The 23,166-nt window shown below is 72.6% G+C and carries 21 protein-coding genes; 10 read left to right on the top strand and 11 right to left on the bottom strand.

Translation table 11 applies throughout. The features are described 5' to 3' along the window. Positions 1-10 precede the first annotated feature (10 nt). A complete protein-coding gene (locus ACFQS2_RS00335) occupies positions 11-490 on the bottom strand; it encodes a DUF3817 domain-containing protein (RefSeq protein ID WP_377792325.1) in 480 nt (159 codons plus the stop codon). A gap of 103 nt (positions 491-593) precedes the next feature. Here ACFQS2_RS00335 and ACFQS2_RS00330 point away from each other — a divergent pair, with 103 nt between their 5' ends. Further along, positions 594-1,247, top strand: a complete 654-nt coding sequence (locus tag ACFQS2_RS00330; RefSeq protein ID WP_377792324.1) for a GPP34 family phosphoprotein — start codon at positions 594-596, stop codon at positions 1,245-1,247. 33 nt (positions 1,248-1,280) lie between these two features. On the opposite strand, the gene ACFQS2_RS00325 is transcribed toward ACFQS2_RS00330, so the two are convergent. The 3 genes from ACFQS2_RS00325 to ACFQS2_RS00315 form a co-directional block, all read right to left on the bottom strand. After that, positions 1,281-1,898, bottom strand: a complete 618-nt coding sequence (locus tag ACFQS2_RS00325; RefSeq protein ID WP_377792323.1) for a flavodoxin family protein — start codon at positions 1,896-1,898, stop codon at positions 1,281-1,283. A 133-nt stretch (positions 1,899-2,031) separates the two neighbouring features. Then, positions 2,032-4,611 carry an ATP-dependent helicase HrpB gene (hrpB, locus tag ACFQS2_RS00320; protein ID WP_377792322.1) on the bottom strand — a complete coding sequence of 860 codons (2,580 nt, stop codon included), beginning with the start codon at positions 4,609-4,611 and terminating at the stop codon, positions 2,032-2,034. Positions 4,612-4,619: 8 nt separating this feature from the next. After that, a complete protein-coding gene (locus ACFQS2_RS00315) occupies positions 4,620-5,162 on the bottom strand; it encodes a hypothetical protein (protein ID WP_377792321.1) in 543 nt (180 codons plus the stop codon). 140 nt (positions 5,163-5,302) lie between these two features. Between ACFQS2_RS00315 and ACFQS2_RS00310 the strand changes: the two genes are divergently transcribed. Then, positions 5,303-6,094, top strand: a complete 792-nt coding sequence (locus ACFQS2_RS00310) for a type II toxin-antitoxin system HicA family toxin (RefSeq protein ID WP_377792320.1) — start codon at positions 5,303-5,305, stop codon at positions 6,092-6,094. Between the two features lie 181 nt (positions 6,095-6,275). Here ACFQS2_RS00310 and ACFQS2_RS00305 read toward each other — a convergent pair whose 3' ends face one another. Continuing rightward, a complete protein-coding gene (locus ACFQS2_RS00305; protein WP_377018843.1) occupies positions 6,276-6,905 on the bottom strand; it encodes a MerR family transcriptional regulator in 630 nt (209 codons plus the stop codon). A gap of 107 nt (positions 6,906-7,012) precedes the next feature. Between ACFQS2_RS00305 and ACFQS2_RS00300 the strand changes: the two genes are divergently transcribed. Then, a complete protein-coding gene (locus ACFQS2_RS00300; protein ID WP_377018844.1) occupies positions 7,013-7,501 on the top strand; it encodes a DUF2306 domain-containing protein in 489 nt (162 codons plus the stop codon). Between the two features lie 30 nt (positions 7,502-7,531). Here ACFQS2_RS00300 and ACFQS2_RS00295 read toward each other — a convergent pair whose 3' ends face one another. Next, positions 7,532-8,164, bottom strand: a complete 633-nt coding sequence (locus ACFQS2_RS00295; RefSeq protein ID WP_377792319.1) for a PT domain-containing protein — start codon at positions 8,162-8,164, stop codon at positions 7,532-7,534. A 266-nt stretch (positions 8,165-8,430) separates the two neighbouring features. Between ACFQS2_RS00295 and ACFQS2_RS00290 the strand changes: the two genes are divergently transcribed. Further along, positions 8,431-10,233, top strand: coding sequence for a BCCT family transporter (locus ACFQS2_RS00290; RefSeq protein ID WP_377792318.1), 1,803 nt, complete (start codon positions 8,431-8,433; stop codon positions 10,231-10,233). A gap of 70 nt (positions 10,234-10,303) precedes the next feature. On the opposite strand, the gene ACFQS2_RS00285 is transcribed toward ACFQS2_RS00290, so the two are convergent. Then, positions 10,304-11,296 (bottom strand): bile acid:sodium symporter family protein, encoded by a 993-nt coding sequence (locus ACFQS2_RS00285; protein WP_377792317.1) that lies wholly within the window; start codon positions 11,294-11,296, stop codon positions 10,304-10,306. 81 nt (positions 11,297-11,377) lie between these two features. Further along, the gene (locus ACFQS2_RS00280) at positions 11,378-12,874 is read right to left on the bottom strand and encodes a glutamate-cysteine ligase family protein (protein ID WP_377792316.1); all 1,497 of its coding nucleotides are present in this window, start codon (positions 12,872-12,874) and stop codon (positions 11,378-11,380) included. Positions 12,875-13,098: 224 nt separating this feature from the next. Between ACFQS2_RS00280 and ACFQS2_RS00275 the strand changes: the two genes are divergently transcribed. Beyond that, positions 13,099-13,956 carry an alpha/beta fold hydrolase gene (locus tag ACFQS2_RS00275; protein ID WP_377792315.1) on the top strand — a complete coding sequence of 286 codons (858 nt, stop codon included), beginning with the start codon at positions 13,099-13,101 and terminating at the stop codon, positions 13,954-13,956. A 9-nt stretch (positions 13,957-13,965) separates the two neighbouring features. Here ACFQS2_RS00275 and ACFQS2_RS00270 read toward each other — a convergent pair whose 3' ends face one another. Both ACFQS2_RS00270 and ACFQS2_RS00265 read right to left on the bottom strand, forming a co-directional pair. After that, positions 13,966-15,504, bottom strand: a complete 1,539-nt coding sequence (locus ACFQS2_RS00270) for an OFA family MFS transporter (RefSeq protein ID WP_377792314.1) — start codon at positions 15,502-15,504, stop codon at positions 13,966-13,968. Between the two features lie 94 nt (positions 15,505-15,598). After that, positions 15,599-16,894: an MFS transporter gene (locus ACFQS2_RS00265; RefSeq protein ID WP_377792313.1), complete on the bottom strand. Its 1,296-nt coding sequence runs from the start codon at positions 16,892-16,894 to the stop codon at positions 15,599-15,601. A 120-nt stretch (positions 16,895-17,014) separates the two neighbouring features. Between ACFQS2_RS00265 and ACFQS2_RS00260 the strand changes: the two genes are divergently transcribed. From ACFQS2_RS00260 to ACFQS2_RS00250, 3 genes are read left to right on the top strand one after another with little or no spacing between them, the layout of a single operon-like run. Beyond that, entirely contained in the window at positions 17,015-17,851 is an 837-nt protein-coding gene (locus tag ACFQS2_RS00260) for a nucleotidyltransferase family protein (protein WP_377792312.1), read from the top strand. Then, positions 17,848-19,110, top strand: a complete 1,263-nt coding sequence (locus ACFQS2_RS00255; protein WP_377792311.1) for a galactokinase family protein — start codon at positions 17,848-17,850, stop codon at positions 19,108-19,110. Before ACFQS2_RS00260 ends, ACFQS2_RS00255 begins: the two co-directional genes overlap by 4 nt. Positions 19,111-19,114: 4 nt before the next feature. Beyond that, positions 19,115-19,894 carry a hypothetical protein gene (locus ACFQS2_RS00250; RefSeq protein ID WP_377792310.1) on the top strand — a complete coding sequence of 260 codons (780 nt, stop codon included), beginning with the start codon at positions 19,115-19,117 and terminating at the stop codon, positions 19,892-19,894. An 18-nt stretch (positions 19,895-19,912) separates the two neighbouring features. Here ACFQS2_RS00250 and ACFQS2_RS00245 read toward each other — a convergent pair whose 3' ends face one another. Further along, entirely contained in the window at positions 19,913-20,869 is a 957-nt protein-coding gene (locus ACFQS2_RS00245; RefSeq protein ID WP_377792309.1) for a DMT family transporter, read from the bottom strand. A gap of 156 nt (positions 20,870-21,025) precedes the next feature. On the opposite strand from ACFQS2_RS00245, the gene ACFQS2_RS00240 reads away from it, so the two are divergent. Beyond that, positions 21,026-22,210 carry a WXG100 family type VII secretion target gene (locus tag ACFQS2_RS00240; protein ID WP_377792308.1) on the top strand — a complete coding sequence of 395 codons (1,185 nt, stop codon included), beginning with the start codon at positions 21,026-21,028 and terminating at the stop codon, positions 22,208-22,210. A 56-nt stretch (positions 22,211-22,266) separates the two neighbouring features. Continuing rightward, positions 22,267-23,163 (top strand): aminodeoxychorismate lyase, encoded by an 897-nt coding sequence (locus ACFQS2_RS00235; RefSeq protein WP_377792307.1) that lies wholly within the window; start codon positions 22,267-22,269, stop codon positions 23,161-23,163. The last annotated feature ends 3 nt before the right edge of the window (positions 23,164-23,166 follow it).

The raw sequence follows: 23,166 nt of genomic DNA, 5'->3' as shown, positions 1-23,166 counted from the left end.
GCCGGTCGGCTCAGCCGACGGGCGGGCCCACGATCAGCAGCACGACGAACACGACCGCCACCACGGCGATCGCGATCACGGCGGCCGGCAGCGGCCGGCGCAGGGCGAGCGAGATGAGCTTCGCCGGCGCGGACCGGCCGGGCTCCTGGCGCAGGCGCCACGTGGTCCCCAGCAGCCCGCGGCGCTCCGCCCACAGCTCGAAGGGCACGGTGGCGAAGGGGATGATGGCCGAGACGACACCGAGCACGACCTGCCCCACCCGCCAGCGCTGATCGACCGCGACCAGCACCAGGGTCAGCAGGAAGGCGAGGAAGACGAAGCCGTGCAGGCCGCCGCCGATGCTCACCAGCAGCTCCGTGCTGCGCACGACGTACTTCAGGAACATCCCCGCCAGCAGCAGAGCCCACGTCACCGCTTCGGCGACGGCGACGATGCGGAACAGTCGCGACGGGCTGAGGACGGACGGGGCTGCGGTGGTCGTGGCGGTCATGGCCGACATGGTGCCAGGCGGTGCTGAGCCTCCGCCGAAGGCGGGCACGGCCGTCGACTTTCGGCGGATCCGTCACGGTGGCGCCGCCCGCGAGGCTGGGGCCATGACGACCACCACCATCCCCGGAGAACTGTTCCTCCTGCTCACCGATGACGCCGGCCGCCAGGAGGCGACCTCCTCGCGGAAGGAGGCCGTGGCCGCCGCGGCGGTCGCCGAGCTGATGCTGCGCGAGAGGGTCCAGCTCAGCGAGGAGAAGCAGCCGCGTGTGCAGGTCACGGACACCAGCTCCACGGGGATCCCGGTCATCGACCAGGCCCTCGGCGCCCTCACCGAGCTGGCACCCGGCCGGCTGCGATCGGTGATCTCGCACCGGTGGATGGACCTCACCGAGGTCACCGGCGAAGGGCTCGTCGCCGCCGGCGCACTGCGACGCAAGGACGGCTGGTTCGCCACCACCTGGCCCGCGCACGACGACACCCTCGAGACCGGACTGCGCGCCCGGCTCGGCGCCGCCGTGGCCGACCCCTCGAAGGCCAGCCTGCAGGACGCGATCCTGCTCGAGCTGCTGCGCGCCCTGGGCATCGCCCACCGGATCCTGAAGGACGACGTCGCGGGCATGTCCCGTCGCGACCTCGATCGCGCGATCCAGGGCCTGGCGGTCGATCACCCGGCGGCGCGAGCGGTGAAGCGCGCCATGGACGACATGACCGCGGTGATGATCGCGACCACCGCGGCGACCACGACGGTGATCACCTGAGACGCCTCGGGCGGGCCGCGACGCGGGCTCGCGTCACGACCGGCTGCCGGGGTACTGCCTCTCGCTGAGCAGCTGGGCGAGGTGGGCCGCGTTGGCGGCCAGCGTGCTGTTGGTCGAGGCGACCGCATCGGGGACCTTCTCGAGGTCCTTGTAGTCGCCCGGGGTCATGGCCTCGCCGTTCCAGTACGTCCCGCCCTGCGCGGGGATGGTGAAGCCGATGTCGTTCAGGGCCTGGAACGTATCGGCGATGATCTTGTGGGCCCCGTCCTCGTTGCCCACCACGGCGGTCACGGCCACCTTCCCGAACATCCGCGGCCGCTGCTGCTCGTCGAGGTCGGACAGCTCCGCGTCGAGCCGTTCGAGCACCCGCTGGGCGACGCTGGACATGTGGCCCAGCCACGTCGGGGTCGAGAGCACCAGGATGTCGGCGGCCTTGATGCGCTCGAGGATCTGCGGCCACTGATCGCCCTCACCCATGTCGGCCTGGACGCCGGGACGGACGTCGTAGTCGACCACGCGCACGGCGTCCCCCGTGACGCCATGGGTGCCGAGCTCGTCGAGCACATGCTTGGCCATCACGTCGCTGCTGGAATCGCTCGGGGACGGCTTCAGCGTGCAGACCAGCGCGATCGCTTCCAGTGTCCTGTTCATGCGTGCACCCTCCTCATCTCGTGCGCCTCGCGAGAGGCGGGCGGTTCTCGGTCCCCGGTGGTCTTCACCGGACACCGGGACTCTACGCACGCGCTCAGGGGCGCGTCCGCTGCGCCGAGCGGTCGGTCGGGACTCAGCGGCGCCGCGTGGTGCGCGCCGTGGCCGGGGCCTCCCACGGATCCTCGGGCCACGGATGCTTGGGGTAGCGCCCGCGCATCTCCTTGCGCACCTCCCGGTAGGGGCCGTCCCAGAAGGAGCGCAGGTCATCGGTGATCGCGAGCGGGCGGCGCGCCGGGGAGAGCAGATGGAACAGCACCGGCACCCGCCCGCGCACCAGGCGGGGGGTCTCGGCCAGCCCGAACAGCTCCTGCAGCTTCACTGCGACCACGGGCCGGCCGTTCTCGGCCTCGGGCGGCGGGTACTCGATCCGGGCGGCCGAGCCCGACGGGACGGCGAGGCGCTCGGGGGCCAGATCATCGAGCTCGGAGGCCTCCGGCCACGGCAGCAGCAGCCGCAGGCCGCTGGTGACATCGACAGCGGAGAGCCTGGTGGTGCGCGCGGAGACCTGCGGCGCGAGCCACGTCTCCAGCCGTGCCAGCAGCGACCCCTCGTCCATGGCGGGCCACGGATCGCCCAGCTCGCGGCGCACCAGCGCCAGCCGTGCCCGCAGCCGCCCCGCGGACTCCGACGCCTCCAGCGCCTCCAGGCCTCTGGAGCGCACGTGGTCCAGGACAGCGGGGACGGCGTCCTCAGCCGTAGCCGTCACCGGGGTGGAGGCCAGCTCGATCGCGCCCAGCCGGCGCCGACGTCGGGCCCGGACGGCACCAGAGTCCAGGGTCGCGGAGCGCTCGGTGACCAGCAGGTCCGCTCCGACGGCGAGGGCATCCTCCTCGGTCAGCGGGGCGGCGGTGCGGATCACGGCCCCGGTCCCGTCGGCCGCGCGACCGTCGGCCCGCTGGACCTCCCACACCGCCAGCCAGTCGCTTCCCAGCAGGCCGCTGCCCTCGGGCAGTGCGGCGCGGGTGCCGGGGGCCAGCAGGTACGAGCGAGAACCCTCCGCGATCCGGCGGGCAAGGCGCTCGGGAAGGGCGAGGGCCAGCACTGCGCCGGTCTGCTCGGCGGGGGAGACGCCCGTGAACGAGGGCACCGGCTCGCCGTCGGCCGCAGGGGTGCGCGCCTCGCGGGCGATCCGGGCCAGCCGGTCCCGTTCCCGCGCCCAGCGATCGGCGCCGGGCGCGCGGCCGGAGCGCAGTTCCTGCAGCAGACGGGGGAGGTCCGCGCCGACGGGACGGTGGTCGTCGGAGACCGCGGCGACGATCTCGGCAGCCTGCCGGGCGGCGTCCCGCCCGGGCAGTGCACGAGCACCGTCGAGCAGTGCCCGCGCCTCGCGCACCCCGATCGGCAGCCGCGCCACCCGTCGGCCTCGTGCCGTGGGGCGGCCGTCGTCCTCGACCAGGCCGAGAGCGTGCAGCGTCGACTCCGCGGCGGCGATCTCGGCGGGCGGCGGGGGAGTCAGCAGCGGCAGGCCCTCGCCGCGCGGGGTGCCCCAGCAGGCCAGCCACAGGGCGGCGTCGGTGAGGTCGGTGCTGGTGATCTCCGGCGGGGACTGGGCGGGCATCCCGGCCAGGTCCGACTCGGCGAAGACCCGCACGGCGCGTCCCGGTCCGAGCCGGGCGGCGCGGCCGGCCCGCTGATCGGCGGCTGCGCGGGAGGCGCTGACGGTGACCAGGCCCGTCATGTCCCGGCCCCGGTCCCGGCGCACCTCGCGCGAGAGGCCCGCATCGACCACCAGGTGGACCCCCGGCACGGTCAGGGAGCTCTCCGCGATCGAGGTGGAGACCACGATCCGGGGCGGCTCGCCGGGGCGCCGGCCACCGGTGGCGCGGTCCTGCGCGGCGGCCGGCAGCCGCCCGTGCAGCGCCAGCACCTCGACCTCGTCCCCGCCGTCGCGGCCGATGAGCCCCTCGAGCCGCGAGACCAGCTCGTCGACCTCGCGGGCGCCCGGGACGAACACCAGCGCGTCGGCCCCGGAACCGGCCTGGGCCCTCACAGCCGTGCGGGCCAGATGATCGAGGTAATCGCGGGTGATGCCGCGCGCGTCCAGCCGCGGCGCAGGGGAGGGGGCGTACTCCACGCTGAGCGGGTGCAGGGCGCTGGGGACATCGACCACGGCGGCGCCGTCGAGCACCCCGGCCACCGCCTGCGCGTCGAGCGTCGCGGACATCGCGCCGACCAGCAGATCCTCCCGCAGCTGCCGGGCCTCGGAGAGCATGCCCAGCAGCAGGTCGGTCTCCAGGGAGCGCTCGTGGACCTCGTCGAGCACGACGGCGGCGACCCCGGGCAGCTCGGGCTCGGCCAGCAGGCGCCGCAGCAGCACCCCCGGGGTCAGCAGCTCCAGCCGGGTCGCCTCGCCCACCTGCCGCTGGCCGCGCACGGTGAAGCCGACGGGTCCGCCCGGTGCGCTGCCGTCCAGCGACGCGATCCGCCGGGCCGCGGCGCGCACGGCGACCCGCCGCGGCTGGGTGACCAGGGTGAGGCCGCCGGACAGGTTCGCCACCAGCGGCGGGACCAGCGTCGTCTTGCCGGTGCCCGGCGGGGCGGTGACGACCATCGCCCCGGTGCGTGCGGCCGCCTCGAGCTCGGCACGGGCCCCGGTGACCGGGAGGCCGGCGCCGATGCTCTGGAGGTCGAAGCGGTGCGGGGAGGGCGTCACGTGGGCGGTCAGTCGATGAGGTCGAACTCGACCTGCTCCGTGTCGCTGCAGACGCTGGTCACCGCGATCGTCCACAGGTCGATCGTGACGGTCTCGCCGAGGGTGATGTCCTCGACGGGTCGCGGCTCGCCGTCGCCGACGGCCGCGGTGAGCTGGGCGTCGTCCCCCTCGATCCCGGTGAGCTCGATGGTCACGGATTCACCGGCCCGCTCGGGCAGCTCGGGCGTGGCGGCGGTGCCGACCTCTGCGAGGTAGGTGCCCTCGCCGTTGCAGGCCGCGGGCGGCTCGAAGCCGTCCGGGGCCGGGGTGACGGGGTAGGCCTCGACGGGGATGGCGGCTTCCGTCTGCCCGCCGCCGTCGGAGGCCTCGGAGCCACCGTCGGACGCCGAACCGCCATCGGAGGCGGAGCCGCCGCCGTCGGACGCCGCCGGAGGATCCTCGGGTGCCGGGCCCTCCCCACCGCTGCATCCCGCCGCGAACAGCGAGAAGGCGAGCAGAGCCCCGGCGAGACGGGCGCGGGACGAACGGGACGACGTGGCGCTGGTGGGCACGCGTGCACCTCCGGGGAGCGATCCTGGCTGACGGCGCCCACGCTACTGGACCGCCCAGCGCATGCCACCATCTGGGGGTGGGAAGCGCCGCCGACCGGGGCAGGCGCCCGACACGGTCACCGGAGAGGAGGGCAGCGGACATGGGGCAGAAGAAGAGGCCGCCGCGCCCGACGCCGCCGACTCCGAAACCGCCGACCCCGAAGGCGCCGACCCCGAAGGCGCTGCGCGGCCTGAAGGACCCCGCCCGCACGGTGCGGCCCGTCGACTACACCGCCACCGGTCGCCGCGACCCCGAGCCTCGCCGCGACCCTGCACCGCGCCGGGCCCCCGAGCCCCGCCGCAGGTCCCGGACCATCGAGCCGCCCCGCCAGGCCCCGACGCCACCGGACGCCGTCCACACCCTCCGGGCCGAGGACCCGCGGCCGCTGCCGCGCCCGCTGCGGATCGCGGAGGAGGACATCCGCAGCGTCGGCATCCGGGACATCACCACGGAACGCATCGTCCACGTGGTCGCCGACCCCGAGGACGCCTGGACGGCCGACGCCGGCACCAGCGACCACTTCCTGCGCGGGGACCTGGTGGTCCAGGTGCGGCGCGCCGACAACGCCGTGATCGGCGTGTTCAGCGCCCGGTACGCGCTCTCGGTGCGGCCCGAGGACTACGAGCCGGCCCTGGACATCGCCGAGGAGGCCGCCGGTCCCGGCGCGCGCGGCGGCAAGGGCACGCGCCACCCCACCACGCGGCGGGAGCTGCTGCGGCGGATGGAAGCGGCCGGATTCGTGGTCACGCCCGGCGCGGGGCACGGGCGGGTGAGCCATCCGGATCATCCGGGCCTGTTCGTCCCCTTCGCCTCGACCCCGTCGGACCGCCGCTTCACGCGGCACGCCGTGGCCCAGATCCGGCGCGTGTTCGGGATCGACCTGCGGCGCTAGGACTCTGCAGGGATCCCCGAGAAGAAAGTGCCCCGGCCCGTCCCCACGGGCCGGGGCCATCCCTTTCCCCCGCGTCCCGGACGAGCGGAATCCGCCTCCTCCTCAGTCAGCGGGTTCCTCCGGTGACGCGTTGGGAACGAGTACACACGCCCTCCTGGAAAATGCACTGCAACAGCGCTGTTCATTCCCTGGGAGGGGCGCTGGCCTGCACACTCAGGGAGACGTGACCGAGGGCGCGCAGCAGCCGGACCAGCCGATCGAAGCCGATCGTGCCGGCCACCACACGCAGCACCACCACGTCGTGGGAGGGGGCGTCCTCGCCGTCCTCCGCGCCGCGCATGGAGATCACGTCCTCCCGCGCGATCTGCGCCATCGGCTCGGCGTAGCGCATCAGCAGATCCACGTCGGTCGGCATCTCCCATCCCTCCAGGGTGCGCAGCAGATCGTCCAGGGCGCGCCGGGGGATCGAATCGACATCCGGCCAGCCCAGACGCTCCAGCACGACGGCCACCGACGGGTGCTCGGGACGCTGCGACGCCGCCTCCAGCGCCTCCGGGGCGGCGCCGAGTGCGATCGCCTGGGCCTCCTCGAGGGCATCGAGCAGCGGGCGGTCGGGATCATCGAGCATCGCGGTCAGCCGGCGGATGCGGGCGATGGGCGCATCGGCCACCTCGCGGAGCACCTGGATCAGCTGCAGACGCTCGAGGTGGCGGGGGCCGTACTCCTGCCGGGTGGCGGTCACGCGCTCGCCGGCGGGCAGCAGGCCCTCGCGCCGGTAGTACTTGATCGACGCCGCGCTGCAGCCGCTCACGGCCGCGAGCTCCTGCAGGAACATTCCTCTGCCCGCCTATGGATAGTGGGAACAGCGCCGACTATCTTGATGGCGCCGCGTTGGATAGCCACACTATCGTGAGCGTCGTGGACACTCTCACCCCGGTCATCGCCGTGCACGCCGTCGCCGCCCTGTACGTGCTCCTGCTCGGCCCGCTGCAGATCCTGCGGCGGCGCCGCGACCGGGCCCACCGCATGCTCGGCACGTCCTGGGTGGTCGCGATGGTGGTCGTGTGCGTCTCGAGCTTCGGCATCATGGACGACGGCTTCTCGTGGCTGCACGGGCTGTCGATCTGGACGCTCATCTGCCTGGTGCTGGCGATCGGCGCGATCCGCCTGCACAACGTTCCCACCCACCGCGGGTTCATGGTCGGCTCCTACCTGGGCACCCTCGGCGCGTTCGCCTTCGCGGCCCTGGTGCCCAGCCGGCTGATCCCGCAGCTGCTGCGCAGCGAACCGCTCGTGGTCGCCGCGACGGTGCTCGCGGTCGCCGCGGCGGTCGCCCTGTTCGCGGCGCTGACGATCCGCAGTGCGCCGGCGAAGCCGACACCGCGCCCGAAGGTCACCGCAGCCTGAGGCCCCGGACCGGTCGCCCGGCCGGTCCGGTCAGACCTCGACCTCGATCTCCTCGCCGCCGGTCGCGGCGTAGTCCGTGTAGCCGACGGAGGTGATCTCCGTGCCCTCGGCGACGTCGGCGTACAAGGTGACCGCGAGGCTCCCGCCTGCGGGGACCGTGTTGGTGCCATCGGGCGTGCTGCCCACGGCGACGTAGTTGGGGGTGCCCGCGTCGTCGTAGAGCGTGAAGTCGGTGGTGCTGAGGTCGAGGTCCTCGTCGGCCTCATTGGCGATCTCGACCGTGACCCCGAAGAACACGCCGTTGACCGGTTCCTCGGTTCCCGCGTCGGTCTGGATGTCGGGCACCTCCCCGCTGTCCGTGACGCTCAGCGAGACGGTGGGCTCGGCGCTGGGCTCCTCCGACGGTTCGGTGGTCGGGTCCTCCGTCGGCTCGGTCGTCGGATCCTCGGTGGGCTCATCCGTGGGCTCGTCGGTCGGCTCGGTGGCGGTGGTCGGCCCGTCCGTCGGCCCGTCCGTCGGCTCGCGCTGGAGCAGCCAGAAGCCGCCGCCGGCGAGGGCGATCAGCACGAGCGCGAGCAGCAGGCAGCCGCACCCGAGTGCGATGTACAGCGGGGTGCGCTTCTTGGCGGGCGGCGAGCTCGGCATGCCGTAGGGGCTGCTCAACGGGGGACCTCCGGTGTGGGGCGTGAGGAATCGGGCGACTCGGACTCACGGTATCCGGTCGGCACGGCCGGGGCCATGGGGAGGAGTCCCCACCGGGAGGCGCCGCAGGCCGAATCGGGGCGGGTCGTCGCGGGGAAATATGCACCCGTGCGCGGAACGCGTGGTTGACTGTCGCCACGCATCACCATCGAGACGACGCCCCGCCGGGCGGACCGAGACGTCCCCGACATCGATCCGCAGGTCGGGACCATGAGGAGTCGAGAGCATTGCTCAATCGATTGCACGACGCCCTGCACCTGCGCACATCGCCGGTGATCTTCTTCAGCTCGGCGGCGATCATCATCGCCTTCGTGCTCGGGACCATCCTTTTCACCGATCCACTCGGTGCCGCGACGTCGGCGGCGTCGACCTGGCTGATGACGAACCTCGGCTGGTTCTACATCCTCGGTGTGAGCGTCTTCCTGGCGTTCCTGATCTTCATCGCCCTGGGCCGCTTCGGCCGCGTCAAGCTGGGCCCGGACGAGGAGCCGCCGGAGCACTCCGGAGGCGCCTGGTTCGCGATGCTGTTCGCCGCCGGCATCGGCTCGATCCTCATGTTCTGGGGCGTCGCGGAGCCGATCAGCCACTTCGGCGACCCGCCGCGCGCCTCGGACCTCGGCATCGAGGGCGGCACCGTCGAGGCCGCCCGTGACGCCATGAACTTCACGTACTACCACTTCACGCTGCACACCTGGACGATCTTCACGCTGCCGGCCCTGTGCTTCGCGTACTTCATCCACAAGCGCAACCTGCCGCCGCGCGTGAGCTCGATCTTCCAGCCCGTCCTGGGCGAGGGCATCCACGGCCCCATCGGCAAGCTCATCGACATCGTCGCGATCATCGGCACCGTGTTCGGCATCGCCGTCTCCATCGGTCTGGGCACCCTGCAGATCAACGGCGGCCTGCACCAGCTGTTCGGGATGCCGGAGAACGCCGGCTGGCAGCTGATCATCATCGGCGTGGTCAGCGGCCTGGCCCTCATCTCCGTCTCCCTCGGCCTGGACCGGGGCATCAAGATCCTCTCGAACATCAACATCGTCACCGCCGTGCTGCTGCTGATCTTCGTGCTGTTCGCCGGCGGCGCGACCCTGTTCGTGCTCAAGGGGACCATCGAGTCGTTCGGCAACTACCTCGTCGCCCTGCCCGAGCTGGCCCTGTGGAACGACACCTTCGCCAACACCGGCTGGCAGAACACCTGGACGGTCTTCTACTGGGCGTGGACCATCACCTGGTCGCCGTTCGTGGGCATCTTCATCGCCCGCATCTCCAAGGGCCGCACCATCCGCCAGTTCGTCTCCGGCGTGCTCGCCGTGCCCTCCGCCTTCTCGGTCGTCTGGTTCGGGATCTTCGGCTTCTCCTCGTTCAACATCGAGCTCAACGGTGACGGCGGCCTGGTCGAGACCGTGGTGGACAACGGCGACGTGCCCGGCGCGCTGTTCTCCTTCCTCAGCCACTACCCGCTGGCGACCTTCGTCTCCGCCGTCGCCATCGTGCTGGTGATCGTCTTCTTCGTGACCTCGGTGGACTCCGCCGCACTGATCACGGACTCGATGGCCAACGGCCACGAGGACTACAACCCGCTCGGCCAGCGCATCTTCTGGGGCGTGGCGATCGGCCTGGTCACCGCGACGCTGCTGGTCTTCTCCGGCACCGGGGGCCTGGAGGCCCTGCAGTCCACGATCATCCTCGTCGGCCTGCCGTTCTTCGTCATGGGCTACTTCCAGATGTACGCCCTGTACCGAGCGCTGCAGGAGGACGCCGGCGAGCTGCCGCGGATGCGCACCCGTGAATGGAAGCAGGTGCTGCCGCCGGAGGAGTACGAGCGTCGCGAGGACGACGACGACTACGACACCGACGAGATGGTGGTCGAGCCCGAGGCGATGGGCGAGGCCCCGGTCATGCGCGATCCCTACGAGGAGGACGGCAACGGCGAGGACGTCGAGCCGGTCGACGGCCCCGCCACCCTGCCGGCCCGCACCGGCAGCGGCCGGGCCGAGCTGCCCGAGCACGGCCGGCCCGAGGGTCGCTGAGCCCATAACGCTGTTCGCCCCCGCCCCGGTTCGAGACCGGAGCGGGGGCGAACGTGTGCTCGGGGAGGGGTCAGCGCTCCGTGGCCGGGGCCTTCCTCTCGGCGCTGCGACGGTAGTAGACCGCCAGCAGCGCGCCCGAGAGGTTGTGCCAGATCGAGAACACCGCGCCGGGCAGGGCCGCGGCCGGGCTGAAGGCGCTCGCGGCGAGCGTTGCGGCCAGTCCGGAGTTCTGCATCCCGACCTCGATGGAGGTGGTGCGGGCGGCGCGCTCTCCCTGCTTCAGGGCGCGGGCCAGCCAGTACCCGGCGAGGTAGCCGACGGCGTTGTGCAGCACGACGGCCAGCAGCACCAGCGCGCCCGCGGAGACGATGGTCTCCGTGCTGCCGCTGACCACGGCGAGGACGACGACGGAGATGCCGGCGACGCTCACCCACGGCAGCGCCGGCAGCACACGGTCCACCAGGCGGCTCAGCAGCAGCCGGATCACGACGCCGGCGACGACGGGGATCAGCACGATCTGGACGATGGACAGCGCCATGTCCCCCGCGGCGACCGGCAGGTACGAGCCGGCCAGCCACAGCGTCAGCAGTGGGGTGAAGACCGGCGCGAGCAGCGTGGAGATCGAGGTCATCGTGACCGACAGGGCGGTGTCCGCCTTGGAGAGGTAGGCGATGACGTTCGAGCTGGTCCCGCCCGGTGCGCAGCCGACCAGGATGACGCCGACGGCGAGCTCGGGCGGCAGCTGCAGCAGCAGCGCGATCCCCAGCCCCACCAGCGGCATGATCACGAACTGGGCGAGGATGCCGATCAGGATGGGCAGCGGCCGCCGGGCGACCAGCGTGAAGTCGGGGATCGTGAGGGTCAGCCCCATCGCGAACATGATGATGCCCAGGAACAGGCTGATCAGCGGCGCGATCGCCTGTCCTGCGGCGGGCACGAAGAACGCGAACAGCGCGGCGAGGATGACGAGTGCGGGGAAGACGGTGACCGCGAGGCGTGCGGAGCGGTCCTCGGACGTGCGGGCGGCGTCCGCGGGGGGAGAGTTAGGGATCTTGGTACTCATGCGAGGCAATGTACCGCCCAGTGAGACGTCATCCTGAGATGTGGACGTCAGGTGGTCGCGTGCCCCCGGCGGAGGCCCGGCTCAGGTCCGCTGCCGCGCCGGCACCGGCCAGGCGTGCACCGGCTCCCCGGTCTCCACGGCCTTTCGGTACAGGCGCGTCATCTCCGAGAGCGCCTCGGGGCGGCTCGCTCCGCGCACCTCGAGCGAGGTGACGGTGTCGATCTGCCAGCGGGCGCCGTTGCGGCCGGTGCGGGCGCGCGCGGCGAGCAGCTCGCCGTAGTGGTCGACCACGTCCCCGTCGGCCCCGAGGTCCCGCAGCCCGTCCATGGCCTGGGGGATCAGGTGCTCCTGCAGCAGATCGGCGACCCGGACCCGGCCCACCTTGGGCCAGCGCACGCGCGCCTCCAGACCCCAGCGGGCGCACTGCTGGAAGGTCTCGTCGGCCTGCTCGAAGCTCATCCGCGACCACAGCGGCCGGCGCTCGTGGACGAGAGCGTGCATGAGCCCGTAGAAGAAGGCGGCGTTGGCGGCCATGTCCGCGGCCGTCGGCCCCGCCGGCAGGATGCGGTTCTCCAGCCGCAGGTGGGGGACGTCCGTGCCGGGGTCGTAGATGGGGCGGTTCCAGCGCCACACCGTGCTGTTGTGCAGCATCAGCTCGTGCAGGCGCGGCGAGGAGCCCTCGGTCAGCAGCGGTTCGTCGGCCATGTCGCGCGATTCCGGGATCAGCGCCGGGAACAGGCGCACGTTCTCCTCGAACAGGTCGAACATCGAGGTGATCCAGCGCTCGCCGAACCACACGCGCGGGCGCACGCCCTGGTCCGCGTACTCCGGCGGGCGCGTGTCCATCGACTGCATGAACACCGGGATGCGGGTCTCGTGCCACAGCCGCTTGCCCATCAGGAACGGCGAGTTCGCCGCCAGCGCCACCTGCGGGCCGGCCACGGCCTGGGCCGCGTTCCAGGCGTCGGCGAAATCCTCCGGCGGGATCTGCAGGTGCAGCTGCAGGGAGGTGCACGCCGCCTCGGGGCCGACGGAGTCGAAGGTGGCGTCCAGCCCCTTGCCCTCGCCCTCGATGCGCAGCTGGATCTCCTCGCCGCGCGCCTCCATGACGCTCGCCTCGAGCACCTCGTACCGGGCCCCGGGGGCGCGCCAGGAGTCGTCGGCGAACAGATCCTCGGTGATCGTGGGCAGGTGCCCGATCGGCACGATGCGCGCGCCGTGGGCGGTCGCGGTGCGGTCCGCGCGTTCGATGCGGGCGGACAGCGCCTCTTCGAGCTCGCGCAGGCCCGGGCCGCCGGGGTGGGTGACGGGCAGGTTCGTCTCGACGTTGAACCGGCCCACCTCGTGGACGAAGTCCTCGTCGCCGAGCTCCTCGAGCACGGTGTCCGCGAGCAGCGCGGGGCTGAAGTCCTCGGCGTCGGCGAGGTTCATCTCGAGCTCGACGCCGACGGTGCCCTCGTCGATGAACTCCGCCGAGTCCAGGAAGGACTCGAAGACGTCGAGGTTGCGGCGCAGGACGCGCCGGTAGAAGGTGCGCTGACTGCGCGTGAACTCGGTCGAGCCGACTTCGCGTCCCATGGTGACCTCCCGGCCGGGGGTGGATGCTGCGGCTCATCCAAGCATGGCCGCGTGCGCGATGCGCGGTCGCCGACGCGGATCGAGACCGAGCGGTCAGCGGGGTTGCGACGGACGGGCCTGGGCGAACGCCGGGGGCCGGAATCCTGTGCTTGCGATGGAGACGGAGCCGCCGGATAGTGGTCGTCGTCACAGTCCCCGTGGCGGGCGCTGAAGGAGGGACTCCCATGGCCGGCACGATCTCCACCCCGGGGAGGCTGTTCGGGGAGGTCTCGCTGCACCTGGAGGACACCGGGGACCATGGCAGGCCCGTGGTGCTGCTGCACGGCTGGCCGCTGTCCTCGGCGTCCTGGGTCCGTCAGGTGCCCATCCTGCGGCGGGCCGGCTACCGCGTGATCGCCTACGACCGCCGCGGGTCCGGGCGCAGCAGCAAGCCGGCCACCGGCTACGGCTACGACACGCTCGCCGACGACCTGGCGGCGGTCCTGGAGGAGCTCGACCTGCGCGAGGTCAGCCTGGTGGGTTTCTCCATGGGCGGGGGAGAGGTGGTCCGCTACATCCGCCGGCACGGCGAGGACCGCCTGCGCAGCATCGTGCTGGCCTCCGCGGTGACGCCGATGATGCTGCGCACCCCCGGCAATCCCGACGGGCCGCTGCCCCCGGCGCAGGCCGCCGGGATGGCCAAGGACCTCGCGCTGGATCCGCCCGGCTTCTACGACTCGTTCCTGCGCGAGGTCTTCTCCACGGCCGACGGGCTCCAGGTCACCGAGCAGCAGCTGGCCGATGCGCTGGCGATGTGCCATCAGGCGACCAGACCGGCCGCGCTGGCGACCATGGACGCCTTCGGCCGCACCGACTTCCGCAAGGACCTCGAGCAGATCACCGTGCCCACCCTCATCCTGCACGGGGACGGCGACCGGACGGTCCCCTGCGACGGCTCCGCGAAGCGCACGTACGACGCCGTCGCCCACAGCGAGATGCACGTCATCCGCGGCGGACCCCACGGCATCCCCCTCAGCCACCCCGCCGCGTTCAACGGCGCACTGCTGGACTTCCTCGCCCGCTACCCCGGCAGCTGCCGCTGACTGGCCCCGTCAGCCCGTGAACAGCTCCGCGGCGCGGATGGCGGTCTGGAACAGGCCGTAGGCCAGGCCGATCACGACGGCGACGGCGAGGAACACGGCCGCCGCGGTCTCCGCCGGAGTGCTGGACTCGCGTGCGGCGCCTCCGCTCGCCCCACCGGCGCCGCTGCCGGTCCTCGCCTCCGTGGCTCCGGCGCGGTCGGCGCGGGCCTTCTCGGCGACCACGCTCTCGTCCTCGAAGTGCGTGGAGCTCACGGCGCGGATCAGCAGGTTCGCCACGAAGCCCACCACCAGCACGCCCACCATGACCCACATGGACAGGCGGTACAGGTCCATGCCGTCGTGGCCGGCGGCGGCCTGCGATTCGACGATGCTGTTGACGATCAGCGGCCCGGCGATGCCGGCCGCGGACCATGCCGTCAGCAGCCGGCCGTGGATCGCGCCGACCTGGTACACCCCGAACAGGTCCTTGAGATACGCGGGGACCGTGGCGAAGCCGCCGCCGTAGAAGGAGATGATCACCAGCGCCGAGATCACGAAGATCGCCAGTGAGGTGGAGCCGACGGTCGCCAGCACCAGGTACAGCACGGCGCCGACGGAGAGGTACAGGGCGTAGTTGACCTTGCGGCCCAGATAGTCCGAGGTGGTGGACCAGATGAACCGGCCGGCCATGTTGGCGATCGACAGCAGGCCGACGAACCCGGCCGCCGCCGCGGCACCGATGCCGAACCCGTCCTGGACCATGGGCGAGGCGTTCTCGAGGATGCCGATGCCGGCGGTGACGTTGGTGAACAGCACGATCCACAGGAGCCAGAACTGCGGGGTGCGGATGGCCTGCTTCGCCGAGACCGCGCCCCCGGTCTGCGCCGCATGGGCGCTGGCCTGCTCGGGTCTCCAGCCCGTCGGCTTCCAGTCCGGGTGGGGCAGGCGGACCACGTAGGCCCCGGCCGCGATGACGATCAGGTAGCACACGGCCAGGGTCACGAAGGTCGGCGTGAGTCCCGCGACGAGGTTCTCGGCCTCCGGGCCGCCGCCGTACAGCGCCATCAGCCGGTTCGAGGCAGGGCTGGCGATGAGCGCGCCGCCGCCGAAGCCCATGATCGCCAGTCCGGTGGCCAGGCCGGGCCGGTCGGGGAACCACTTCATCAGCGTCGAGACCGGCGCGATGTACCCGATGCCCAGGCCGATCCCGCCGATCACCCCGTACCCGAGGTAGACCAGCCACAGCTGGCCGGTGGAGATGCCGAGGGAGGAGACCAGGAACCCGGCGACCCAGAACCCGCCCGCGGCGACCATCGCCATGCGCGGGCCGACGCGCTCGACCCACGTGCCCAGCACCGCCGAGGAGATGCCGAGCATCGCGATGGCCAGGGAGAAGATCCAGCCGACGGCGACCTCCCCGACGTCGAAGCGGCCCTGCAGCGGCGACTTGAAGACGCTGAAGGCATAGACCTGGCCGATCGAGAGGTGGATGGCCAGCGCCGCCGGCGGGATCAGCCAGCGATTGAAGCGGACGGGCGCGATGATCGCGCTGCGATCGAGAACGGACATGAGGAGCCTCCGGGGACAGGGCCGGCATCAGCGGTGATGCCGCGCGGCTGAGGTGCTGCCTGACGCGGCGCCCACGATACGTCCCCGGGACCGGTCAGTCCGACCGCGCGGCGTGACGGCCCGCCGCGATCGCCGCGACCAGCGTGACCGCGGACAGCGCCACCAGCACGACGCCGGGATGCCACCACGCCTGCGCCGTCCAGGCGCCCAGGCCCGCGGTCGCCAGCGGCACGAGCCCGCTGACCGTCGCGGCCACGGCGTAGCTCAGCGACAGCGCCGACAGGCGGAACCGGGCCGGGAAGAGGTCGCTCATGAGGCCGCCGAGCGCCGCCCAGGACATGGTGGGCAGAATGCCGCCGATGACCATCATCGCCACCAGCACCCCGAACCCGGCCGACTGCAGCAGGAGGTACATCGGGAAGGCGATCAGCGCCGTCCCGGCCGCTCCGAGGCCCACCACCAGCGCCGAGCCGATGCGCGCCGCGAGCGCCCCGAACAGCGGGATCGTCACCAGCTGCAGGAGGGCTCCGATGGTGGCCGCGGTCAGCAGCTGCAGATACGGGTAGCCCAGCACCGCTGAGCCGTAGTTCATCGTGTAGGTGTTCATCAGCGCATAGGAGCCGATGCCCAGCTGTGCGGCGCCGATCGCGATGACCAGGGCCAGCGGCCGGGAGCGGAACATCTCGGCCAGCGGGATCCGTTCGCGGCCGCCCTCCCGCGCCAGCCGCATGAACACCGGGGTCTCCTCGACCCGGCGCCGCAGGTAGACCGAGACCAGCAGCAGCGGGATCGCCAGCAGGAAGGGCACGCGCCAGCCCCAGCTGCTCATCGCCGATTCGGGCAGCGTCACCGAGAGCACGATGAACACCGCCGCCGAGAGGATCGAGCCGATGGGGGAGCCGAGCTGCGGGATCGCCGCGTAGAAGGCGCGCTTCAGCGGCCGGGAGTGCTCGGTCGCCAGCAGCACCGAGCCGCCCCACTCGCCGCCGAGCGAGATGCCCTGGACCAGGCGCATCAGCACCAGGCCGATCGCACCGAACCAGCCCGCCTGGGCGTACGTGGGCAGCAGCCCGATGAGCCCGGTGGCCACGCCCATCAGCGAGACCGTCCACAGCAGGGTGGCGCGCCGCCCGATCCGGTCACCGAGGTGCCCGAAGATGAGCGCCCCGACGGGCCGGATCACGAAGGAGACCGCGATGGTGCTGAACGACGCCAGCGTCGAGCCGGCCGGGCCCAGGGGCTCGAAGAACAGCGGGCCGACGAAGAACGCCGAGAAGTAGGCGTAGAGATAGAAGTCGAACTGTTCGAGCGAGGTGCCCACCATGGAGGCCCAGGCGATGCGCCACGGGGAGCGCGCGGCGGAGGACTGCGGGGCAGCCGTGGTGGTCATGAGGTCTCGCTTCCTGCCGCGACCGGACGCGGCGCTGACCAGCCTAGAAACCCTGCAGGCTCCGTGGTCGCCTTCGCGATAGGGCTCACACTCCGGCGTCGGCTCTCTAGACTCACCCGGGTGAGCGCCACCGACACCACCGTTCCCGCACCCGCCCGTCGGGCCGTGATCCTCGCGCGCGGCCTCGGCACCCGCATGCGCAGGGCCGACGACGCCGCGCAGCTCGACCCGGCCCAGGCCGCCGTGGCCGCCAGCGGCGTCAAGGCGTTGATCGATGTGGGCCGCCCCTTCCTCGACTACGTCATCTCCGCGCTCGCCGACGTCGGCGTCACCGAGGTGTGTCTGGTCATCGGCCCCGAGCACGATGCGCTGCGCGAGTACGCCGCGGCGGTCAGCGGTGGCCGGGTCACCGTGACCACCGCCATCCAGGCCGAACCGCGCGGCACCGCCGACGCCGTCGCAGCCGCCCGCGGCTTCGCCGGCGACGAGCGGGTCATCGTCGTCAACTCCGACAACTACTATCCGCGCGAGGCCCTCGCCGCGCTCGCCGCCGCCCCCGGCACCGCCCTGGTGGGCTTCGATCGTGCCGCCATGGTCGAGCGCTCCAACATCCCCGCCGACCGCGTACGCGCCTTCGCCCTCGTCGCCGCCGACGAGCACGGCCACCTGCGCGACATCGTCGAGAAGCCCGACGAGCAGACCCTCGCCGCCTACGGTGAGGATGCGCCCGTGTCCATGAACGCCTGGCTGTTCACCCCCGCGATCTTCGACGCCTGCGCGCGCATCGAGGCGTCCGTGCGCGGGGAGTACGAGATCATCGACGCCGTGCGGCTGCTGGTGAGCGAGGACGAGAGCGTCACCGTCGTCCCGTCGGCCGCCGGGGTGCTGGACATGTCCTCCCGCGGCGACATCGCCTCCATGCAGGAAGCCCTCGCCGGGATCGAGGTGCGGCTGTGACCGACGCGCTGACCGCGCTGACTCGAGCCGCCCGCGACGCACCGCAGCGGACCCGCTGGTTCGTGCCCGGCCGCATCGAGGTGCTCGGCAAGCACACCGACTACGCCGGCGGCCGCTCCCTGCTCGCCGCGGTCGATGCCGGGCACACCGTCACCGCCACGGCCCGCGCGGACCGCCTGCTGCGGGTGCGCTCCGAGGAGGCCGGCGAGACCGTCGACCTCGACCTCGACCACCTCGAGGAGCCCACCGCCGCGGCCGACGGGCACTGGGGCGGGTACGTCCGCACGGTCGCCGCCCGGCTCGCGGCGAATTTTCGCGGCCGCCTGCGCGGGGCCGACCTCACCGTGACCACCACACTGCCGCTGGCTGCGGGCATGTCCAGCTCCTCCGCGCTCGTCGTCGGCCTCGCCCTCGCGCTGATCGACCTCTCCGGCCTCGCCGCCGAGCCGGCCTTCGCCACCGCGATCACTACGCCCGAGCAGCTCGGCGAGTACCTCGGCACGGTCGAGAACGGGCAGAGCTTCGGGGAGCTGAGCGGCCACCGCGGCGTGGGGACGTTCGGCGGCAGCGAGGACCACACCGCGATGCTCTGCGGCGTCCCCGGCGCCCTGGTCCAGTACTCCTTCTGCCCCGTCCGCCACGAACGCACGGTGGCTCTGGGGGACGAGCTCGCCCTGGTGATCGCCGTCAGCGGGGTGGAGGCCGCCAAGACCGGTGCCGCCCGCGAGGACTACAACCGGGTCTCCCTCGCCGTGGGCGAGATCCTGCGCCGCTGGCAGGAGGACACCGGCAGGCACGACGCTTCCCTTGCGGCTGCGATCGGCAGCGGGCCCGCGAGCGTTCAGCGCCTGCGGGAACTCGCGGCCGACGACGACTACCTCGCCGGGCGCCTCGAGCAGTTCCTCGCCGAGTCCGAGCGGATCGTCCCCGCCGCAGCACTCGCCCTCGAGGAGGGCGACCTCGCCGAGTTCGGGCGCCTGGCCGACGACTCCCAGGCCGGCGCCGAGAGGGGCCTGCGCAACCAGGTACCCGAGACGATCACCCTGCAGAGACTGGCCCGGGAGCTGGGTGCCCACGCCGCGAGCGCCTTCGGAGCGGGCTTCGGCGGGAGCGTCTGGGCCCTGGTCGACGCCGTGGAGGCGGAGCAGTTCGCCGGCCGCTGGCTGGAGGCCTACCGGGCGAGGCACCCCGAGCGGGCCGGGACGGCGTCGGTCGCCATCACGCGCCCCGGCGCGGCGGCCCATCGGGTGACAGACTGAGGCCGTGAGCACGCCGATGAACAACTCCCTGCCCTGGCCCACCGAGGCCCCCGTCCTGCCCGTGCTGTCGGTACGGCCGGTGCTGGATCGGATCGATTCCCTCGCCCGCACCCATGAGCAGGACGTCACCCTGATCCCCGGTCTCGCCATGACCGAGGAGGAGGTCGCCGCGGACCCGCCGCCCGCGCTCGAGCAGGTCGCCGACGAGCTCGGCGGCATCGAGCTGTGCGGCCAGAGGGTCCTGACCCTGCAGATCGAGGACCGCACCGACGTCGGCCCCTACACGCTGCTGGGCGAGGCCACCTCGTTCTACCCGCTGTACGAGACGCCCGATGCCGCGGTAATCCTCACGATCGATCCCGACGGAGCGCCCGGCGCCGTCTACGGCATTGGCGAGGACCTCGCCCTGTACCTGGCCGCACCGAACCTGGGCGGCTACCTGGAGCGTTTCGCCGACGCCCTCGAGGCCACGCTGAACGCCCTCGCCGAGCGCGACGACGAGGGCGAGGCCCGCACGGAGGCCGCCGAGCAGCTCATGGAGGGCCACCTGTTCGCCGAGATCCTGGGCATGGACGAGACGGCCGACCCGGTCGAGGTGCCTTTGCAGGCCCCGGCCACCACGGACATCGTCGAGCTGCCCGGACATGCCGTCGCCGTGGCGGATCTGCGCGAGGCACCCCGCGGCGCCCGCGTCGACCTCATCGACGCCGATGTCCCCGGCGACCCGCTGGACCTCCACGTCATCTGGCGCGAACGCGGCCGGATCGTGGTCCTCGCCGGCTGACCCGCGGGCGCCCGCTCCTCAGGCCCGGGGCCGGCGGGCCGAGGCCGTGACCGCGGCGGCGACCAGGGTCAGCACGGCGCCGGTGATCGTCAGCGGTGTGAGGTGCCCGGGCGCGGCGATGGCATCGATGACGACCGAGGCCACGATCTGGCCGGCGATGGTCGACATCGCCAGGGTCAGCACGCCCAGCGGGCCCGCCAGATAGGCGGCCATGGCGATGAACACGACGCCGATCGGGCCGCCGAGGTAGAGCAGCGGGTTCGCCGGCAGCGCCTCGGGCGGCCCGGCGACGAGCACGTGCGCCAGCGCGGCCAGGCCCAGCGCCGCCGTGCCGACCACGAAGTTGCCCAGCGTGGCGACCATGAAATGGCCGCTGTGCTGGGTGACGCGCCCGTTGGTGGCCTGCTGCAGGCCCATGGCGACGCCGGCCACCATCGGCAGCGCGAGCAGATACCAGGGCGCCTCGGTGCTGATCCCGCGCGACATCGCCAGGATCACGGAGACCACCATCAGCCCGGCACCGATCAGGCGCATCGGGGTCAGGTGGCGCACGCCGCCGGGGCCGAGCCCCACCCGGTCCACGACCAGCCCGGTCACCGTCTGACCGGCGACCACGCAGACGATGAACAGCGCCACCCCGAGCAGCGCCACGGAGAACGACTGTCCCAGCACGTACGTCGCCCCGCCCAGACCGCCGATCGCGAGATACCAGGGGAAGGTGCCGGTCCGCAGGTCCCGCCAGAACGTGCCGGAGAGCCGGCGCAGGCGCGGCATCAGGGCCACCAGCACCAGGATCAGCACGAGACCGGAGCCGAAGGAGATGACGGAGGCGACGAAGCCGTCCTCGAGCTCGGCGGCGAGGTCGGAGTTGATGCGTGCCTGGGTGGCGCCCATGACGCCGCCGACGACGGCGGCCGGGACGGCCCACCACGGGGCGTGGGGCGCGGAGGGAAGCTGCGGGGAAGTGCCGGTCACGATCGCTCACTGTACGACCGCGGGCGGATTCGCGAGAACTGCCGATGGCATGGGTAGTCCTCCCCATGGCCGCCATCGTGCGACGGCCATACGGTGGAGCCATCACACGGGGAGCATCACGGGGCGTGGTGTGGGGATGAGGGAGACGAGGGGCCGATGAATCACTTCTGGGGGGCGGACACCGAGGCCTTGCGGTCGGTCGGGTCCATCTACGTGCGCAGAGCGGAGCTCCTGGCCGATCTGGAGGCGAGGCTGTCCTCGACCATCGACACCATCGAGTGGGTGGGCGAGGACGCCGACGCGTTCCGCGCCGACTGGACCGGCAAGGTCCGGCCGGGACTGCAGGACTGCTCCGTCGAGCTGCGCCACCACGCGCGTCGTCTGATGGGTCATGCCGACGAGCAGGAGGCAGCCTCCACCGTCGACGGCCCGACGTCCAGCGGCGGTGGCGGCGGCGCCGGAGGTTCGGGTGGCAGCGGCAGCGGCAGCGGCAGCGGCAGCGGCGGCGGTGCGGGCGCGGGCAGTCCGGGCGGCGCGACCGGCGGCGGTTCCGGCGGCCCAGGTGGCGCCGGCATGGGCCTGGCAGAAGGCGTGTTCGGAGGCGACGACGGCATGGCGGGGATGCTGCGCGAAGCACTCAGCACCCCGGAGGGCCGGGCCGCGTTCCAAGGCGGGCTGCTGGGCAGCCTGACCGGCGGAATGCTGTCCGGCATCCTGGATCGCGCTCTCGATTCCGGAATGGGTCTGCAGGATCTGCTGACCGGCCTCGGCCTCGGCGGAGGCCTGGGCAACGTGATCGGCAACGGCCCGCTCACCGACGGCACCTCTGACGACAGCACATCGGGCGGCAGCGACAGCTCCGGCGCCAGCAGCAGCTCCGTCGGCAGCGACAATTCCGGCGGCAGCGGCAGCGGCAGCTCCAGCGGCAGCAGCAGCGGCAGCTCCAGCGGCAGCGACTCCAGCGGCGCGGGCGACGGCAGCGGGGGCGGCGGCTCAGCCGGAGGCAGCGGCGCCGGCTCAGGCTCCGGTGGCGGCGCCGGCGGCGGCGAATCCGGAGGCGGCGCCGGGGAGGCGCTCGGCTCCGAAGCCGCAGGCACCGAGGGCGGGGGCCCGTCGGGCGGTGGTGGCATGCCGATCGGGATGCAGGGTCTCGTCGACGGCGGGGAGTCCAGCGGCGCCACGACTATGGGCGGACGCATCGAGATCGCCGGTGGCGACGAGGGCGGCTCCCTCCTGGACCGGATCCTCGAGATGATCGGCGACGTCATGGGACCGGGCGAAGGCAGCGGCCCGGCCATCGGCGAGAGCATCGGCCACTCCACGCAGGAGCATCGAGGCTGACGGGCCGGCAGGGTCTATCCTGAGAGGTCCGGTCGCCTCACCCCAGGAGCAGCGCCATGACCTCGTCCAGCACGGACACCCCCGCCCCGGTACTCGTCCTCGTTCCCGGCGCCGCCGGGGCTCCGACCGACGGCGGCGATCTCTTCGTCCTCGCCGACCCCGACGCCCCTCAGCTCTCGGTCACGGACCTGGTCGCCACCCGCGGCGACGGCGTCTTCGAGACGATCGGCGTGTTCGACGGCAAGGCCGTCAACGTCGGCCCCCACCTGGAGCGACTGGCACGCAGCGCGTCCCTGGCCGAACTGCCGGAGCCGGACCAGCAGACCATCGCCCAGGCGATCGACGCGGCGATCGCGGAGCACCCGGCGGTGCCCGAGCTGACCGTTCGCGTGATGCTCACGCGCGGCATCGAGGGCACCGGCACCCCCACCTGCTGGATCCACGCCCGCGTCTCGGACGACTGGACGCCGTACCGCGCCGGCATCCGCGTCGCCGTGCTGGACCGCGGCCTGTCCACCACCGTCACCGAGACCAGTCCCTGGCTGCTGCCGGGCGTGAAGACCCTGAGCTACGCCGTGAACATGGCCGCGACCCGCGAGGCCCGGCGCCGCGGCGCCGACGACGTCCTGTTCGTCTCCACCGACGGCTACGTCCTCGAAGGACCGACGTCCACGCTGCTGGTGCGCCACGGCGACACCTACAGCACCACTCCCGTCAGCGCGGGCGTGCTGCCCGGCACCAGCGTGACCAGCCTCTTCGACGTCCTGCAGCGCGAGGGCACGCAGACCCGCGAGCAGCTGATGGTCCCTGCCGACGTGACCTCGGCCGACGGCGTGTGGCTGCTGTCCTCCACCCGCCTGGCCGCGCCGATCTCCCACCTCGACGACCAGCAGCTGCCCGTGGATCTCGAGCTCACCGCCCGCTTCGAGCAGGTGCTGAAGGGTCAGGCCTGAGAG

It is taken from the genome of Brachybacterium sp. GCM10030267, assembly GCF_042666875.1.
Lineage (GTDB): Bacteria > Actinomycetota > Actinomycetes > Actinomycetales > Dermabacteraceae > Brachybacterium.
Note: the sequence above shows the minus strand (reverse complement) of the source record. Positions and strands in the feature narration are given on the sequence as shown.